Origin of the sequence: Collinsella sp. AM44-11 (assembly GCF_003467145.1) — a bacterium.
Classification (GTDB): domain Bacteria; phylum Actinomycetota; class Coriobacteriia; order Coriobacteriales; family Coriobacteriaceae; genus Collinsella.
On sequence record NZ_QSFE01000006.1, the window covers coordinates 125,632 to 142,892 of the forward strand.

Genomic DNA, 17,261 nt, shown 5'->3' on the forward strand with positions numbered 1-17,261 from the left:
AGCGTCTACTATTTTGCGAACGCCGAACACGGCGAAGGATGGCCTGTCGGGTAACCAAAACCCGACGAGATTTGAGAGGAGAGCCGCATGTCGAGCCTCACCGGTAAGTCATTGAACCCTGTTATGAATCGCAGGAGCGTTATCGCGAGCGCAGCAGGTCTGGGGGCGATGTCCATTCTAGCTGGCTGCTCCTCCAGCGGCGGCGACAGCGGTTCCGCTTCGAGCGACGCTTCGTTTAAGATCGGCACTATCGGCCCGCTGACCGGCGCCAACGCGTCCTACGGCAAGTCCGTTACCCAGGGTGTCGAGCTTGGCTGCAAGGATTTCTCGACCAAGGAGCTGCCGCTTGCCAGCAAGGCCGAGGATGACCAGGCCGATGGCGAGAAGGCCGTCAACGCCTTCAACACCCTGCTCGACTGGGGCATGCAGGCCCTCGTCGGTCCGACCACCACGGGTGCGTCGGTTGCCGTTGCCGCCGAGTGCGGTAACGACCCCAAGACATTCATGATCACCCCGTCCGCGTCCTCCGAGGACGTCACCGACGGCAAGGATTGCGTCTTCCAGGTTTGCTTCACCGACCCCAACCAGGGTGTCAACGCTGCCAAGTTCCTGGCGCAGAAGTATGCGGACGAGAAGTTCGTGCTGTTCTATAACTCCGGCGACGCCTATTCTTCGGGCATCGCGGATTCCTTTAAGGCCCAGGCCGCTGAGTCCAAGCTCGAGGTTGTTGACGAGGAGACCTTTAAGGACGACTCCGCCACGAGCTTTACCAACCAGCTGACCAAGGCCAAGCAGGCCGGCGCCACCATGATCTTTGCGCCGATCTACTACACGCCGGCGTCCGTCCTGCTCAAGAATGCCAAGGACATGGGCTACGACGTCAAGATGATGGGCTGCGACGGCATGGACGGCATCCTGGGCGTTGAGGGCTTCGACACCTCTCTTGCCGAGGGTCTGCTGCTCATGACCCCGTTCTCCGCCGACGACGAGAAGAACGCCGACTTCGTCAACGCTTACAAGGATAAGTACGGCGATACTCCCGACCAGTTTGCCGCCGACGCCTACGACGGCGTGCACGCGGTGGCCGAGGCCCTCAAGGAGGCCGGTCTTGGTGTCGACGCCGACCCGACCGAGGTCGCCGAGAAGCTGCCCAAGGCTATGCTCAAGATTACCGTTGACGGTCTGACCGGCAAGCTCACCTGGAACGATAAGGGCCAGGTCCAGAAGGACCCCACGGCGTACGTCATCACCGATGGCAAGTACGTACAGGCCTAATAGACCGCCTTACATAGAGCGGTTTTGATCCCAAGCAGGGGAGGTTTTGGCCTTCCCTGCTTGCTTGGTATCTAGGGACAGTGTAACGTCCCTGTTTCATACATTAACTGGAAACCTATTCGAAAGGGGGATGTGGAACATGACGGTCTTTATCCAATACCTGGTCAACGGCCTGTCCATGGGCAGCGTCTACGCCATCATCGCGTTGGGCTACACCATGGTCTATGGCATCGCCAAGATGCTGAACTTCGCTCACGGCGACGTCATCATGGTCGGTGCCTATGTCTCGTTCTGTGCCACGTCGTATCTCGGCCTCCCGGGCTGGGCATCTGTAATTCTCTCTTGTGTGGTCTGTACCGTTCTCGGTGTTCTCATCGAGGGCCTGGCATACAAGCCGCTGCGTCAGGCGGGCCCGCTGGCCGTTCTGATCACGGCCATCGGCGTGTCCTACTTCCTGCAGAATGCCGCGCAGCTCCTGTGGGGCGCCACGCCCAAGAACTTTACTTCGCTCGTCACCTTCCCGGTGCCGGAGTTCTTGGCCAAGTACAACGTGAGCGCCGTATCGCTCGTCACCATCCTCGCCTGCCTGGTCATCATGGCCGGTCTGATGTTCTTTACAGGTAAGACCAAGATGGGCAAGGCCATGCGTGCCGTGTCCGAGGACAAGGCCGCCGCTCAGCTCATGGGCATCAACGTTAACCGCACCATCTCGATGACGTTTGCCATCGGCTCGGCGCTTGCCGCTATCGCCGGCGTGCTCCTGTGCTCCTACTCGCCGGTCCTGCAGCCCACCACGGGCGCCATGCCCGGCATCAAGGCTTTCGACGCTGCTGTCTTCGGCGGCATCGGCTCCATTCCCGGTGCCTTTGTCGGCGGCATTCTCATCGGCATCATCGAGGCGATGGCTCAGGCCTACATTTCCACGAGTCTTGCCAACTCCATCGTCTTTGGTGTTCTGATTGTCGTCCTGCTCGTCAAGCCTGCCGGCCTCTTGGGCAAGTACGTCCCCGAGAAGGTGTAGGTGAGCGCTATGAAGTTCCTTAAAGACAAGCAGACGCGTCACGACTTTGTCACGTACGCCATGTGCATCGTGGCATTCGCCATCGTGTTCTTTATGCAGTCCAACCATATGATCCCGCGCATGATCGCCGGTCAGCTGGTTCCCATCACGGCCTACATCGTTATGGCCATCTCGCTCAACCTCGTTGTCGGCATCGCGGGCGACTTGTCGCTGGGCCACGCGGGCTTTATGAGTGTCGGCGCCTATACGGGCATCGTTACCGCCGTCGCGCTGGAGAGCGCCGTTCCGTCCGATCCGATGCGCCTGATCATCAGCATTGTGGTCGGCGCTATCGCCGCTGCCATCTTGGGCTTCCTGATTGGCATCCCGGTTCTGCGCCTGAGCGGTGACTACCTGGCCATCGTGACCCTGGCTTTTGGCGAGATCATCAAAGAGATCGTCACCTGTCTTATCGTGGGCGTCGACTCCCGCGGCCTGCATGTTATCTTTAACATCACGGGTAACTCCACGATCGACGACCTGCACCTGCTCGAGGACGGCACCGCCATCATCAAGGGTGCCCAGGGCGCATCGGGCGTGTCGACCTATTCGACCTTCCTTGCCGGCGCCATCCTGGTTATGGTCGCGCTCGTGATTGTACTCAACCTGGTGCGCAGCCGTACCGGCCGTGCCATTATGGCCGTGCGCGATAACAAGATTGCAGCCGAGTCCGTAGGCATCTCCGTCACCGAGTACCGCATGATCGCCTTCGTGGTTTCCGCTGCCCTCGCCGGTGCTGCCGGAGCTCTCTTCGGCGGTAACTTCTCGCAGCTTTCCGCCACCAAGTTCGACTTCAACACGTCGATCCTCATCCTGGTGTTCGTGGTCCTGGGCGGTCTGGGCAACATGCGCGGTTCCGTCATCGCGGCCGCACTGCTTACGGTGCTCCCCGAGCTGCTCCGTCAGTTCTCGGACTACCGCATGCTCATCTACGCCATCGTGCTGATCCTGGTCATGATCTTTACTAACAACCCGCAGCTTAAGGCGTTCTTCGGTCGCGTCAAGGACCGTTTTGCTTCCAAGAAGGAGGTGGCAGCCGATGCCCAGTAAATTTGAGTTCAACAAGGGCAAGATGGTCCCGTATCCTTCTGGCGCCATCGTTCCCGATCGCGATCTGGGCCAGCGCCCGGCGCTCGAGTGCATCCACCTGGGCATTGAGTTCGGTGGTCTTAAGGCAGTCGACGACTTTAGCCTGACTATCGGCAAGACCGAGATCGCCGGTCTGATCGGCCCCAACGGCGCCGGTAAGACCACGGTATTCAACCTGCTTACCAAGGTGTACCAGCCCACGCACGGCACCATCCTGCTCGACGGTGAGGACACCTCGGGCAAGTCGGTCTATCAGGTCAACCGCATGGGCATCGCCCGTACTTTCCAAAACATCCGCCTGTTCAACACTATGACGGTGGAGGACAACGTTAAGGTCGGTCTGCACAACCAGGAGCGCTACTCCGGTTTTGAGGGCGTGCTGCGTCTGCCGACGTATTGGAAGCACGAGAAGGCCGCCCATGAGCGCGCCATGGAGCTGCTCTCCATCTTTGATATGGAGCATCTGGCAAATGAGCAGGCCGGTTCGCTGCCTTATGGCGCCCAGCGTCGTCTGGAGATTGTTCGTGCGCTTGCCACCAACCCTAAGTTGCTGCTGCTTGACGAGCCTGCCGCCGGCATGAATCCGTCCGAGACCGCGGAGCTCATGGCGAACATCGTAAAGATTCGCGACACCTTTGGCATTGCCATCATGCTTATCGAGCACGACATGTCGCTCGTCATGAACATCTGCGAGGGCATCTGCGTGCTCAACTTTGGTAAGGTCATCGCCAAGGGCACGGCAGAGGAAATCCAGAACAACGACGCTGTTATCGAGGCATATCTGGGCAAGCAGGATAAGGGGGAGAACTAAATGGCAGAGCCGATGCTTTCCGTCTACAACATCAACGTCTGGTACGGCGCCATACACGCCATCAAGGACATCTCCTTTAACGTCAACGAGGGTGAGATCGTGGCCTTGATCGGCGCGAACGGTGCCGGCAAGTCTACAACGCTTAAGACCGTCTCGGGCCTGCTGCGCTCCAAGACCGGCTCCATCAAGTTTATGGGCGAGGACATTACCCATACGCCGGCTGACAAGCTGGTGGGCAAGGGCCTGGCTCAGGTCCCCGAGGGCCGTCGCGCCTTTTTGCAGATGACGGTCGAGGAGAACCTGGAAATGGGCGCCTATACGCAGCCCAAGTCCACGGTGGCTCCGGGCCTTGAGCGCGTCTACGAGCAGTTCCCGCGCCTTAAGGAGCGCCGTCGCCAAGTCGCCGGCACCCTTTCGGGCGGCGAGCAGCAGATGCTCGTTATGGGTCGCGCCCTTATGAGTAACCCCAAGCTGCTCATGCTCGACGAGCCTTCCATGGGCCTGGCGCCGATTCTGATTGAGCAGATCTTCCAGATTGTCGAGGACCTGCACAAGGCCGGCACCACGGTGCTTCTGGTCGAGCAGAACGCGCAGATGGCGCTCTCGATCGCCACACGCGGCTACGTGCTCGAGACCGGCAAGATTACCATGACCGGCACGGGCCAAGAGCTCCTGCACGACGATAACGTCCGCAAAGCTTACCTGGGCGGCTAACTAGTTACGCGGTTTTACCAAACCGCGTAACGGCTCGACGCTGCAAGCCCGCCAGAGCGGCAATCTGCGTTTCAAGGTCGGCGGCATGACCAGAAGGTCAATGCCGCCTTGTTTCAAGGCACCTTGCTCGCTCTGGCGGGTTTTCGCTGTCGTTGCCAAAACATCGACGTTGGGGGTAGTCATTGGGGACGTTCTTGAATGACTAGCCGTTTAAGAACGTCCCCAATGACTAGGTCAAAAGGCTCCGAGTGCGGCGTGCTCACGCCCGTCGTGGTGTGCCCGAAGGGGGATGGCTGCTACGAGCTCGATCATTTGCGAGTAGAAGACGAACCAGCCGTTGCAGATCCAATATGGATCTCGCCAACCTCGGCAAGCTGCTCGATGAGTGGAAGCCCTGTCGGGTCGTCCATTTCAACACCACCCAGAATGATGGTGTCATCGCGCAGGTCGATCTGCGTGTTGAACACAGCGAGGTTAAAGCCGGAGGCCACAAATCCGATAGCAGCCAGGACGAGCCCCGTGGCAACAAGCCCACCCGCTACGGCAAGGTAAATCTTTTTTACGCTGGACATGTTTGCACTCCTTCCTATGCCGTGAGCGGCGCCGCTTCAGCGCCCATGCGGCTCTTATTGCCTCGATCTTTCCAGAAGGGCGAAACGGCTTTCTTCGCCCAAAGGGCAGAGAGGCGCGCGATCTGCTTGGACGCCGTCCAGGCGCCTGCTCCCGTGAGGAGCGCCACACCGATGGAAGCGAATCCCATTCCCATCGAGGCCAAAACGTACGGAACATGCCCGATAATGATGCCGTCCACGGCGAACAGGAGCCCTACCAGGCCCGCGCCCCCGAATGCCGCGGCCACGATCCACACACAGAGTGCAAGAACCCAAATACAGATGTAGACTGCAACGGCAACGGCGACGAACGCGAGCAGCAGCGGAATCCATACCGGAGAGCCCACGATGGCGAGCGCCCATAGAAGTGCCGTGCTCTTGCGCTTGGTCCTCGCGATCGCGCGCGGCACGGCGGGCAGTTCGTCGAGCGTTGCCTCGGCGACCTCACCGGGCGTGCCCATGGCGGCCACAGCCTCGGCCTCCGTCATGCCGTCCTCCATACGGTCGGCGATGGCCTCCGCGTAGAACTCCTGCGTTTCCTTTACCTGATCTGCCGGCAGGCAGGCCAGAAGCTCGCCCAGCCGGTTCAAGAACTCATCGCGCGTCATGGTGCGCCCCCTCCACGTAACGGTAGATCTCCTGCACGGATGGCCATTCGGCGAGGAACTCGGCGATACGCTCGCGCCCGGCGTCCGTGATGCGGTAGTACCTCCGCAGCCGCCCGTTGTGTTCGGCGGAGCGCGCGGTGATGCAGCCCGCCTTCTCCAGGCGCTTGAGCAACGGATAGAGCGTGGATTCCGTGAGCCCCATACTCGCGGGCACGTCCTTCACGATCTGATAGCCGTAGGATTCCTCGCCCGAGACGGCCGCGAGCACGCAGGCCTCGAGGAAGCCGCGCTTCATCTGTGCCTCCATCCGCACACCTCCTTTCGTAATATACTGTGTAACACCTACTATATGACACATAGTATATGATGTCAACAGTTGTCGTATAGGGAGTCCGGTCTGTCTGTCCCCTGCGGGTACTCATTGGGGACGTACTTAAATGAGTGCCCATCGCTCAAGGTGGCACCTGGGGACGTTCCTTATGTGCCGGCACTTTGGGACACTCCTTGTCAAGGTTTTGTTCCATTGTGCGGGTTGCTATTTAACGTGCGACAATGCCGTGTGGAAATAGAAATGTCTTCTGGGGGCTATCTATGCTGTACGAGTTTTGCGCCGAGAACTTTGGGCGGGTACCGGCGGCTATCGAGGCCGGTGCGGTTCGCATTGAGCTGTGCGACAACTTGGCCGTTGGCGGCACCACGCCTTCCGCCGGCGTTATCAGCGCTACGGTCAACTATGCTCACGAGCACGATGCACGCGTGATGTGCATGATTCGTCCGCGCGGCGGCGACTTCCAGTACAACCAAGACGAGCTGCGCATGATGGAGATGGACCTGGGCCTTGCCGTAAGTGCCGGTGTCGACGGCCTCGTCTTTGGCTGCTGCAAGCGCTGTGCTGGCGGATGGGCGCTCGACGAGCTCACACTCGGTGCCTTGGTGATGGCTGCGGGATGTGCAGCCGAGGAGTGCAAGCGCGATCCCGTCGACATCACCTTCCATATGGCATTTGACCAGCTTTCCCCCGAGGCTCAGCTCGACGCACTCGATACGCTTGTTGATTGCGGCGTTACGCGCATCCTGACGCACGGCGGCGCCGCTGGCACGGCGATCGAGGACAACCTGGAGCACCTGTCGCGCCTTGTCGAGTATGCGGCCGGGCGCCTGACCATCCTTCCCGGCGGCGGCATTACCACGGCCAACCGCGATGCCGTGGCGGCGGCGCTTGGCGTCTCCGAGCTGCATGGCACCAAGATCGTGCCGCTGGAGGCGTAGCCCGCGCTGGCTGCGTGTTCATCCCATGGCGCTTGAGTAACAAGGGGAGCGCTCGAACAAAGCGGACAAACTAGCGTGCCATGGCGTCGCGGCCGGCCTCGACGCGCTTGCGCTGGGCGGCGCGCTCCTCGCCGGTTAGGCGCTCAAAGAGATGCCCGATAATCGAGGCCAGTACCTGCTGAAACAGCGTCCCGCACATGACGGGAAACACGACTTCGCCGGGAAAGTACTGCGTGGCGATGACGGCGCCCGAAGAGATGTTACGCATGCCGCAGGTAAAGCGCATGGTAGTCGTCTCGCTATATGGCAGATGCAGCGCGCGGGCGACCAGAAAACCGACGACAAAGCCGCTGATGGCGAAGACCAAAATAAAGAGGGCGACTTCCAAGCGCTGTGCGTTCATGTGCAGTACATACTCACTCATGGCGGTGGAGTTGGACGCGATGACGCCCATCATCATGAACTTGCAGGCGGGCGAAAGCGCGGGGGAGAGTTTCTCGTGTCCCCAGCCGCGCGTGAGCTCGTTGATCACGATGCCGAGCACGGCGGGGATGGCGATCATAAAGGCCATGTTCTGCATCATGCTCGGAACATCGATTGCAACGGTGGCACCCAGCAGGAGCTTAAGCGTGAGCGGAATCGTGACGGGCGAGATGGCCGAGGACGTCAGGATAATGGTGAGCGCGAGCGGGCCGTTGCCGCCGAACATGCTAATCCACATAAAGGCGGTGACTGCCACGGGTACGCTGTACTCGAGCACGATGCCGCAGACAAGGTTTGGGTTGGAACCAAAGAACAGTGAGCTCATGGCATACGCCGCGATGGGGATGAGCACGGCCGAGACAAATAACGCCAAAATCAAATGTAGGGGACGGCGGAACGCCTCGGCCACCTGGTGAAAGGTGTTGCTGAGCGCACCTTGGAACGTCATAAAGGCAAACAGGGCGGGAACGATGGGCTTGAGCACGCCGATCTGCTGGGGAAAGAGCACGCCGAGCGTCACGCAAATCGGAACGATGACCTGCATGTGCCCCGCGAGAAACTTGCCCAGTCCAACCCATTGCTTCATATGCTCTTGTGACTCCCTTTGCTCGTGAATTCGTTTTGAATGGATATGCTAGACGCTCGCATGCGTCTGTGCGTCAGAAACGCTCGAATATTTCGAGGCTATTACCGCCCTCGTTTATCGAAACCGCGGCGTGCTGGACGTTGTGCGTCCGTGCCGCACGGTATAATAAATCCGTTCAACAGATCTGCCTGCCGAAGCGGGCATACACAGAGGACTCATCGCTATGAACCGTGAGAGGTATCGCGGCGACCTGCCCCTATCGGGGGTGGGCGCCTATGTCATCGCTTAAGACGACGCATCGCTGGGCGGTCGCTCGGCAAAACCCCGAGCTCGAAAAGGAGCTTTCGGCTGGCCTGGGCATACCCGGGCTGGTGGCGCGCATTATGGTTGCGCACGGCATTACATCCATCGAGGAAGGCCAGCTGTTTTTGACGCCTTCGCTCGATCGCGACTGGGCGGACCCGCTCGTTATTCCGGGCATGGCGGTCGTCGCTGACCGCGTTGAGCGTGCTATTCGCAGCCACGAGTGCATCGCCGTCTTTGGCGATTTTGACGTCGACGGCATTACGTCGACTTGTCTGTTGACCGAGGCGCTACGTTCGTTTGGCGCCAACGTCACGCCGTTTATTCCGCATCGCTTTGACGAGGGCTACGGCCTGTCGCGTGCGGCGCTCGACCGCGTCAACGAGCTCGCCCAACCCAACCTGATCGTGACCGTCGATAACGGTATTGCCGCCAAGGAGGAGGTCTCCTATCTGGAGAGCCTGGGGATCGATTTGGTGGTCACGGACCATCACGAGCCGTCCGACCAGGTGCCGCAGGGCGTGCCCCTGACCGACCCCAAGCTCGAGGACGAGGGTCCCTCGCGCGAGCTCGCCGGTGCCGGCGTGGCGCTCAAGCTGGTGCAGGTCCTGGGCGAGCGTTTGGGCAAGCCGTCGTATTGGCGTTCGCTGATCGAGGTCGCGGCGCTGGGCACCGTGTCCGACATGATGCCGCTCACGCCCGAGAATCGCGCACTGGTCGCCGAGGGCATCCAGCAGATGCGCGTGACGGCCCGTCCTGGCTATATCGCGCTTGCCGCACTTGCCAAGGCCGACCTTTCTACCATTACGGCCGACGGCCTGTCGTTTTCGCTCATCCCTCGTCTGAATGCTGCCGGCCGCATGGCTGATCCCAAGCTGGCGCTCGACCTGCTGCTTGCCCGCGATCCTATCGAGGCAAGTGCACTGGCAGCCGAGCTCGAGGAAATCAATCGCCAACGCCGCGAGATCGAGGCCGAGCTTACGCGCGATGCCATGGCGAAGGTCGAGGAGACTTATGACGGCGGGCGCGCAATCGTCGTGGGCGGCGAGGGCTGGCACGAGGGCGTCAAGGGCATCGTGGCGAGCCGCCTGACCAATCGCTATCACGTGCCGGCGCTGCTCTTCTCGATTGAGGACGGCGTTGCACGCGGATCGGGCCGCTCGGTGGGCAAGGTCAACCTGTTCGACGCCGTCGAGCGTTGCTCCGACCTGCTGATTCGCCGCGGCGGGCATGCCGGTGCGGTGGGTGTGACCATCGAGGCATCCAAGCTCGATGAGTTCCGCCGTCGCCTTTCGGCCGTGCTATCGGAGCTTCCCGCCGATGACTTTGAGGACACTGACGAGGTTGCCGCCACCGTTGACCTCTCCGAGCTAAATATCGAGACCATCGAGCAAATTTCCCGTCTTGAGCCGTTTGGCCAGGGCAATAAGGTGCCGCTTCTGGCCGCCGAGGGCGTGACAATGTGCGATCGCGCCGTGGTGGGCAAAACCGGCGAGCACATGCGCTTCGTGGCGACCGATGGCGCCGCGAGTGTGCCGGCCATTATGTTCCGCGTGCCGCAGATCGATAAGCTCATCAATTGCGATAGCGCCGTCGACTTGGTGTTCGAAGCCGTGGCCGAGCATTGGCAAGGTCGCGTAAAGCCAAAGCTCATGATCAAGGATGTCTTGGTCCGCGATACCACGGCGCCCAGCGTTGACGACCCGGCATGTGAGCTTCGCCGCGGCGTGGAGCCTGCGGACGCCGGTCTTCGTCTGGAGTCCCGCAAGCGCCAAACGCTCGCCCAGCTTTCCTATACCGAGCTGACGCGCTCGCTTATCCATAGCTTTATTGGCTCGAACCAGCCGCACCGCGCGCAGGTCGAGGCGCTCGATGCGCTCGCCGACCACCAGAGTGTTTTGGCCGTTATGGGGACGGGACGTGGCAAGTCGCTCATCTTCCATGTGCACGCCGCGCGCGAGGCGGTCCTTCGAGGGCGTGCGAGCATCTTTGTCTATCCGCTGCGCGCGCTCGTTGCCGACCAGGCCTATCATCTTTCATCGACGATGGCTGCGCTCGGGATTGGCGTGGGCGTGCTGACCGGCGAGACCGTGGAGGCAGCGCGCGATGACGTGTTTGCCGGCCTGGCTTCGGGCCGCACCGGCATCGTGCTCACGACGCCTGAGTTCCTGTCTATTCACCGCGACCGCTTTGCGCGTTCGGGGCGCATCGGTTTTGTCGTTATCGATGAGGCGCATCATGCCGGTCTTGCCAAGGGCGGCGACCGTAGCGCATACCTCGACATGCCCGACATCCTCAAGGCCCTGGGCGATCCGGTCGTTATGGCGGCGACGGCCACCGCGACGGCTCCGGTTGTGGCCGAGCTCGCCCGCGTGTTGCCGATTACCCGTACGGTGGTCGACGAGACCGTGCGTGAGAACTTGCAGCTCGAGGACGACCGCGATCTTGCGAGCCGCGAAAACCGCCTGGTGTCCATCGTCGCGACGGGGGAGAAGACCGTCATCTACGTCAACTCGCGTGATCAGTCCGTGGCGCTTGCCAAGACGCTACGCAAACGCGTGCCCGACTGTGCGACTCATATCGCGTTCTATAACGCGGGGCTCGCACGCTCCGATCGCCGCCGTGTCGAGGAAGCGTTTCGTGACGGAAACCTCAGTTGCATCGTTTCGACCTCTGCCTTTGGTGAGGGCGTGAACCTGCCCGATATCCGCCATGTCGTGCTCTACCACATGCCGTTTGGCGCGATTGAGTTTAACCAGATGAGTGGCCGCGCCGGTCGCGATGGACAGCCCGCCGTGATTCACCTGCTCTATTCGTCGCGCGACGCCCGCATTAACGAGCGCCTACTCGACTGCTATGCGCCTGAGCGCGACGAGCTCGTCACGCTCTATCGCGCGCTGCAAACCATGTGGCGCTCCAACCGCGGCAAGACCGGGGACGATTCCTTTAGCGCGAGCGATATCGACATCGCGCAGATGTGCCTTGCCATCGATGCTCGCACGCCGGTCGACGAGCGCTCGGTGGAAAGTGGCCTGGGAATCTTCGAAGAGCTTGGCTTCTGTCGCGTTTCGGGGTTTGACGACACCCGTCGCATCGCGATGGCCGAAAACCCCGGCCGTGTGCAATTGAGCAGGTCAATTCGCTATTTGGAGGGTTTGCGTTCGCGCATGGAGTTCTCGGCTTTCCGGAGTTGGGCGCTCGATTCGTGCGCTTCTGATATGCTAGCCAAAGTTAACCGCCCGATCGTACCGCGGGCCTAGGGGAAGGGGACCTCGATGGATGCCGCAGCCCGTACCGCCCATGATTCCGCCCTCCAGCCGTTCTCGGAGATGGAGCACTATAAGCATGCCGATGAGCTGCCGCCCGAGATTATGGCGGACAGCTACGACAAGCTGGAGCGCCTGTGCCTCAAATATATGAATGAGGACGACTTTTCTAAGGTGGAGCAGGCCTATTGCTTTGCTGCCGAGAAGCACTGCAACCAAAAGCGCCGCTCGGGTGAGATGTACATCAACCATCCCGTCGAGGTGGCCATCATTTTGGCCGATCTCAAGATGGACTGCGATGTGGTGTGCGCCGCGCTGCTGCACGATACCGTCGAGGACACCGAGACCTCGCTTGCCGATGTTTCCGGCCTGTTTGGCGATACGGTGGCCGAGCTCGTCGATGGCGTGACCAAGCTCACCAACATCGAAGTCGACAGCATGGACGAGAAACAGGCGCTCACGCTGCGAAAGATGTTCCTCGCCATGTCCAAGGACATCCGCGTCATCATCGTTAAGCTTGCCGACCGTCTGCACAACATGCGCACCCTTGCGGCCCTGCGTGAGGACCGTCGCCTGTTTAAGGCCCGCGAGACCATGGACGTGTATGCGCCCCTGGCCGACCGTCTGGGCATGAGCTCCATTAAATGGGAACTCGAGGACCTGTCCTTCTTCTACCTTGAACCCGACGCCTACCAGCGCATCGCACGCATGGTGGCGGAGTCGCGCGAGGTCCGTGAGCGCTATCTGGCCGAGACCATCAAGACACTCACCGACGAGCTCAACCGCATTGGCCTGGAGGACTTCCAGATCAACGGCCGTTCCAAGCACTATTGGTCCATCTACCAAAAGATGAAGCGCAAGGGCAAGGAATTTTCCGAGATCTACGACCTGGTGGCACTGCGCGTCATCACGCATTCGGTGCGCGATTGCTACTCCACGCTCGGTGCGGTGCATACGCTGTGGCACCCCATGCCCGGGCGCTTTAAAGACTATATCGCCATGCCCAAGGTCAATAACTACCAGTCGCTCCACACGACGGTTATCGGCCCCACGGCTCGTCCGCTCGAGATTCAGATTCGTACCTACGAGATGCACGAGCAGGCCGAGTACGGCATTGCCGCCCACTGGCTGTATAAGAAATCGGGCGGATCGTCTGCGTCTAAGACCAATGATGCCCAGCGTCTGGACGACCAGATTAACTGGCTCAAACATTCGCTCGATTGGGCTGCGTCTGATGAGATCACCGACGCTAAGGAATACCTGCATTCGCTGAAAGTCGACCTCTTCGATCAGGAGATCTTCGTCTTTACGCCCAAGGGCGAGGTCATGGCGCTTCGTGCCGGCTCCACGCCACTCGACTTTGCCTACGCCGTTCACACCGAGGTGGGAAACCACTGCGTCGGCGCTAAGATCAACGGTGCGGTGGCCCCGCTCACGCACGAGATCAAGACGGGCGACCGCGTTGAAATCCTGACCAACAAGAGTTCCAAGCCGTCGCGTGATTGGCTCAAGATCGTCAAGACCCCTTCGGCCAAGTCCAAGATTCGTCGCTACTTTGCTGCTGCGACCAAGGACGATGACGCCGCCGCCGGTCGCGATATTCTGGCCAAGGATCTTCGCAAGCGCGGGTACGGTATTTCCACGCCGCGCTCGACGCGCGCGCTCAATGCCGTTGCGGAGCAGTTTAACTACAAACAGCTCGAGGACCTGTTCGCGGCAGTTGGTGCCGGCAAGGTTGCCCCGCGCGCTGTGGCCAACAAGGTCGAGCAGATCTTAGATCCCAAGCCCGAGGAGCAGCTCACCAAGGCCGCGGCAATCGCCGAAGTTGTTAAGCAGCCGGCTCGTGGCTCTAATCGCAAGCCGCAGAAGCGTGGCAAGAACGCCAGCAACGGCATTATCGTCAAGGGCGAGAGCAACAGCGGCCTGCTGGTTCGTCTGGCACATTGTTGCAACCCTGTGACGGGTGACGACATCGTAGGCTTTATCACGCGTGGACGCGGCGTCTCGGTGCACCGGGCCAACTGCCCCAACGTCAAGGGCCTCATGGAACACCCCGAGCGCATGATTGACGTCGAGTGGGACGGCGCTGCCGACACCCTCTTCCAGGTCGAGATTGTGGTCGAGTGCCTGGACCGCATGGGCCTGCTCAAGGATGTGACTATCGCCATCGGAGATGCGGGTGGCAATATTCTTTCCGCTGCCACGTCGACCAACCGTGAGGGAATTGCAACCCTGCGCTTTATGGTCGAGATCTCGGACGCGAGTGGTCTGGATCCGCTGCTGGCTTCCATCAGCAGCGTCGATTCGGTCTACGATGCTCGCCGCCTGATGCCCGGCGAGGGTGGAGCGCAGCTCAAGCGCCGCGTTTAGTCGCGACGAACGTGCCACATTATCGATATTCGCTACACTCGAGGCATCGTTTGATGCCTCGAGTTCTATAGAGAGGAGAGGGACATGGGTGCTGCGTCCTTGGATTTAACTCCCAAGGGATCGGTCGAGATCGAGACGCTCGTAAACGGTCCCATTCAGACCAATAGCTATGCTGTTATTACGGACAATGAGTGCGTGATTATCGATCCCGCATGGGAAGGCGAGCGCTTGGTGGAGCATATTCGAGCCGAACACCCCGATGTGCAGGTGCTCGGCGCCGTTTGCACGCACGGTCACGCCGACCATGTTGGCGGTGTCGCTGGAGTTCGGGCCGCCGTTGGCGCCGACGCCCTGTACGAGCTGTGTGGCAAGGACGCAGCAGTGCCGCATGCGAATATCGAGGAGCAGCGAGCGATGTGGGGCATCGAGACGCCCGATCCAGGTGAGCCGACGCGGCTGCTTGCCGAGGGCGACACCATTGAGCTGGGCGACATTTGCCTGCAGGTAATTGAGGTGCCCGGGCACACACCGGGCGGCATCGTTCTGTTCGCCGCCACTGAGCAGAGGAACATTGCCTTTGTGGGCGACACCCTATTCCCGGGCAGCCACGGCCGCACCGATCTTGCCGGTGGCGACGAGGCAGCGATTCTGCGCTCGCTCTCCAAGCTCGCCCACATGCTTCCACCCGATACCGTTTGTTTGACTGGCCACGGTCCCTCGACCACTATGGCGCGTGAACTCATGTGCAACCCGTTCATGCGCTAGACAGTTTCCGTTTCCACCCAAGAGACTTCCGACTTCTGGGGAAATCGGGATTGTGGAACACCTTTCATAAACCTTGTATCTTTCTAATTGTCGGATAGATACGGGGAGGTGAAACGTTGGTGTTAGATTCACAGGTTCAAAAAGTACTTGACTACATAGAGGCTAATCACGATGTTTCGCCCGCTCGTCTTTGCGAAGAGTTTGGCGTGAGCGATCGCACGATTCGTACTTATGTCAAGAAGCTCAACGCTGTCCTCGAGCCTCAGGCCCATATCCATAAACACCGTGGCGGGGGTTATACCCTCAATATCAGCGATTGCGACGCATACCGCTCGATCAAGGACGATGCATCCAATGGGGGTCTCAAGTCAATTCCCTCTACGAGCGAGGGGCGCGTTGAGTACTTGCTGAACGACCTGTTGAGTCGCGTCGACTGGATCACCCTGGACGATCTTTCGGAGATCCTCTATGTATCCCGCAATGCTATTTCAGGCGATCTCAAGCGGGTTGAGGCACAGCTGGCCAAGTTCGATCTCAAGCTTGAACGGCGTCCTCATTACGGGATTCGCGTGAGCGGCTCGGAGATGTCGCGTCGCCTCTGCTTGGCAAGCATTACGCTCGACAAGCTTGCAGAGCATCGTGAGAGCGATTCTCAGAACCAGGTGACCCTCGACACGATTGCCACCTGTGTGAATGAGGTCATTGCCGAGGAAGGCTTCCAAATCAACTCAGCGGCCTATCAAAACTTGCTGGTTCATATCGCGGTCGCCATTTGGCGAATCCGCGAGCAGTGCTACGTCCCGCTCGAAGCCGAACATATTGAGAAGCTGCGTACAGCGCGCGAGTTTGCGGTGGCCGGTTGTGTGGCTTTGCGTATCGAGAAAGCTTTCGACATTCGGCTCCCAGAGGAGGAGGTTGCCTACATCGCCATTCACCTTGCGGGAAAGCAATCTCTGTATGCTAGTTCCGACGGTGCAGATGAAGGTCTCGTAATTTCCGACGAGGTTTGGGATGTGGTCACTGAGATGCTCGAGTGCATCTGGGATTCCTATCACTTTGATTTTCGCGGCGATCTTGAGCTCCGCATGAACCTCGCGCGTCATATCGTTCCGCTTGCCGTGCGTCTCAAATATCGCATGCATATCGATAATCCGCTGCTTGCCGATATCAAGGAGAGATTCGCGCTCGCGTATTCGATGGCACTCGATTCGTCGGTCATCCTTGCCGAGCACTACGGTAGTCGTCTTTCGGATGACGAGATCGGCTATATCGCACTCGCCTTCGCCTTGGCGCTTGAGCGCCAGAAGAGCGAGGTCCCGCGTAAGAATATCCTCGTAGTGTGCGCGAGCGGACAGGGAAGCGCCAAGCTCCTTGAGTACCGATACCGCCAAGAGTTCGGTGCTCTCGTGGACAAGATTGTGACCTGCGATGCCTCCCATGTCGACAGTATTGATATGACGGGTATCGATTACGTTTTTACCACGGTGCCCCTGCATCGAGCGCTTCCGGTGCCCGTGCGCGAGGTGAGCTTCTTTCTCGATGCCGATGATATGCACGATGTTCGTGAGATTCTTGCCGGTGCAAATGTTACCGGTGACCTTGCACCTTATTTTTCGGCTGACCTTTTTGTCTCCGATATGGTCGCTGCAGACAAGAACGAGGTCATCTCAATTCTATGCGAGCAGGTCGCCGCCATGCGTAACGTGCCTGACGAGTTTAAGCAGCTGGTCATGCGTCGCGAGGAACTCGCGCAGACGAGTTTTGGCAATCAGGTCGCCATGCCCCATTCGGTCAAGGCCGTGACGGACGAGACGTTTGTTTGCGTTGGACTGCTGCGCGAGCCGGTCGAATGGAACGGGCAAGCGGTGCGGGCGGTCTTTCTAGTATCAGTCTCAAAGGCTAAGGACAAGAAGCTTGACCGTTTCTACCGCAGTATGGCCAAGATGCTTACCAGCAAAGAGGCTATCCAGGGGCTTGTCGACAACCAACGATGGGAGACCGTCGTCAAGCTTTTGAATATGTATGGAAAAACAGACAACAACGAGTAGAAG

Annotated in this window: 15 protein-coding genes; 10 read left to right on the forward strand and 5 right to left on the reverse strand. The window is 59.8% G+C overall.

The window, feature by feature from the left end; translation table 11 throughout:
- Window positions 1-87: 87 nt before the first annotated feature.
- From DW943_RS05580 to DW943_RS05600, 5 genes are all read left to right on the forward strand, one after another.
- Window positions 88-1,275, forward strand: a complete 1,188-nt coding sequence (locus DW943_RS05580; protein WP_117862432.1) for an ABC transporter substrate-binding protein — start codon at window positions 88-90, stop codon at window positions 1,273-1,275.
- A 139-nt stretch (window positions 1,276-1,414) separates the two neighbouring features.
- Window positions 1,415-2,296, forward strand: coding sequence for a branched-chain amino acid ABC transporter permease (locus tag DW943_RS05585; RefSeq protein WP_117862446.1), 882 nt, complete (start codon window positions 1,415-1,417; stop codon window positions 2,294-2,296).
- A gap of 9 nt (window positions 2,297-2,305) precedes the next feature.
- On the forward strand, window positions 2,306-3,385 hold the full coding sequence (locus tag DW943_RS05590) for a branched-chain amino acid ABC transporter permease (protein WP_117862433.1): 1,080 nt from the start codon (window positions 2,306-2,308) through the stop codon (window positions 3,383-3,385).
- Window positions 3,375-4,235, forward strand: coding sequence for an ABC transporter ATP-binding protein (locus tag DW943_RS05595; RefSeq protein WP_006234439.1), 861 nt, complete (start codon window positions 3,375-3,377; stop codon window positions 4,233-4,235). Before DW943_RS05590 ends, DW943_RS05595 begins: the two co-directional genes overlap by 11 nt.
- 12 nt (window positions 4,236-4,247) lie before the next feature.
- A complete protein-coding gene (locus DW943_RS05600; protein WP_035137222.1) occupies window positions 4,248-4,949 on the forward strand; it encodes an ABC transporter ATP-binding protein in 702 nt (233 codons plus the stop codon).
- Here the strand turns inward: DW943_RS05600 and DW943_RS10470 are convergent, their stop codons facing one another.
- The 4 genes from DW943_RS10470 to DW943_RS05615 all read right to left on the reverse strand — a co-directional run bounded on the left by DW943_RS10470 (window position 4,950) and on the right by DW943_RS05615 (window position 6,475).
- Window positions 4,950-5,132 carry a hypothetical protein gene (locus DW943_RS10470; protein ID WP_158566109.1) on the reverse strand — a complete coding sequence of 61 codons (183 nt, stop codon included), beginning with the start codon at window positions 5,130-5,132 and terminating at the stop codon, window positions 4,950-4,952.
- A gap of 125 nt (window positions 5,133-5,257) precedes the next feature.
- The gene (locus tag DW943_RS05605; RefSeq protein WP_117734502.1) at window positions 5,258-5,521 is read right to left on the reverse strand and encodes a hypothetical protein; all 264 of its coding nucleotides are present in this window, start codon (window positions 5,519-5,521) and stop codon (window positions 5,258-5,260) included.
- A 14-nt stretch (window positions 5,522-5,535) separates the two neighbouring features.
- Window positions 5,536-6,168, reverse strand: coding sequence for a DUF1700 domain-containing protein (locus DW943_RS05610; protein WP_117862434.1), 633 nt, complete (start codon window positions 6,166-6,168; stop codon window positions 5,536-5,538).
- Window positions 6,155-6,475 (reverse strand): PadR family transcriptional regulator, encoded by a 321-nt coding sequence (locus DW943_RS05615; protein WP_187362357.1) that lies wholly within the window; start codon window positions 6,473-6,475, stop codon window positions 6,155-6,157. Before DW943_RS05615 ends, DW943_RS05610 begins: the two co-directional genes overlap by 14 nt.
- 284 nt (window positions 6,476-6,759) lie before the next feature.
- On the opposite strand from DW943_RS05615, the gene DW943_RS05620 reads away from it, so the two are divergent.
- Window positions 6,760-7,437, forward strand: coding sequence for a copper homeostasis protein CutC (locus DW943_RS05620; RefSeq protein ID WP_117862435.1), 678 nt, complete (start codon window positions 6,760-6,762; stop codon window positions 7,435-7,437).
- Window positions 7,438-7,507: 70 nt separating this feature from the next.
- Here the strand turns inward: DW943_RS05620 and DW943_RS05625 are convergent, their stop codons facing one another.
- Window positions 7,508-8,506: a bile acid:sodium symporter family protein gene (locus tag DW943_RS05625; protein ID WP_117862436.1), complete on the reverse strand. Its 999-nt coding sequence runs from the start codon at window positions 8,504-8,506 to the stop codon at window positions 7,508-7,510.
- A 275-nt stretch (window positions 8,507-8,781) separates the two neighbouring features.
- Here DW943_RS05625 and recJ point away from each other — a divergent pair, with 275 nt between their 5' ends.
- The 4 genes from recJ (at window position 8,782) to DW943_RS05645 (ending at window position 17,258) form a co-directional block, all read left to right on the forward strand.
- A complete protein-coding gene (recJ, locus tag DW943_RS05630; RefSeq protein ID WP_117862437.1) occupies window positions 8,782-12,069 on the forward strand; it encodes a single-stranded-DNA-specific exonuclease RecJ in 3,288 nt (1,095 codons plus the stop codon).
- Window positions 12,070-12,084: 15 nt separating this feature from the next.
- Complete coding sequence (locus tag DW943_RS05635) at window positions 12,085-14,445, forward strand: bifunctional (p)ppGpp synthetase/guanosine-3',5'-bis(diphosphate) 3'-pyrophosphohydrolase (RefSeq protein ID WP_117862438.1); 2,361 nt, start codon at window positions 12,085-12,087, stop codon at window positions 14,443-14,445.
- Window positions 14,446-14,529: 84 nt separating this feature from the next.
- Window positions 14,530-15,210 carry an MBL fold metallo-hydrolase gene (locus DW943_RS05640; RefSeq protein WP_117862439.1) on the forward strand — a complete coding sequence of 227 codons (681 nt, stop codon included), beginning with the start codon at window positions 14,530-14,532 and terminating at the stop codon, window positions 15,208-15,210.
- A 119-nt stretch (window positions 15,211-15,329) separates the two neighbouring features.
- Window positions 15,330-17,258, forward strand: a complete 1,929-nt coding sequence (locus DW943_RS05645) for a BglG family transcription antiterminator (RefSeq protein ID WP_117655215.1) — start codon at window positions 15,330-15,332, stop codon at window positions 17,256-17,258.
- Window positions 17,259-17,261 lie beyond the last annotated feature (3 nt).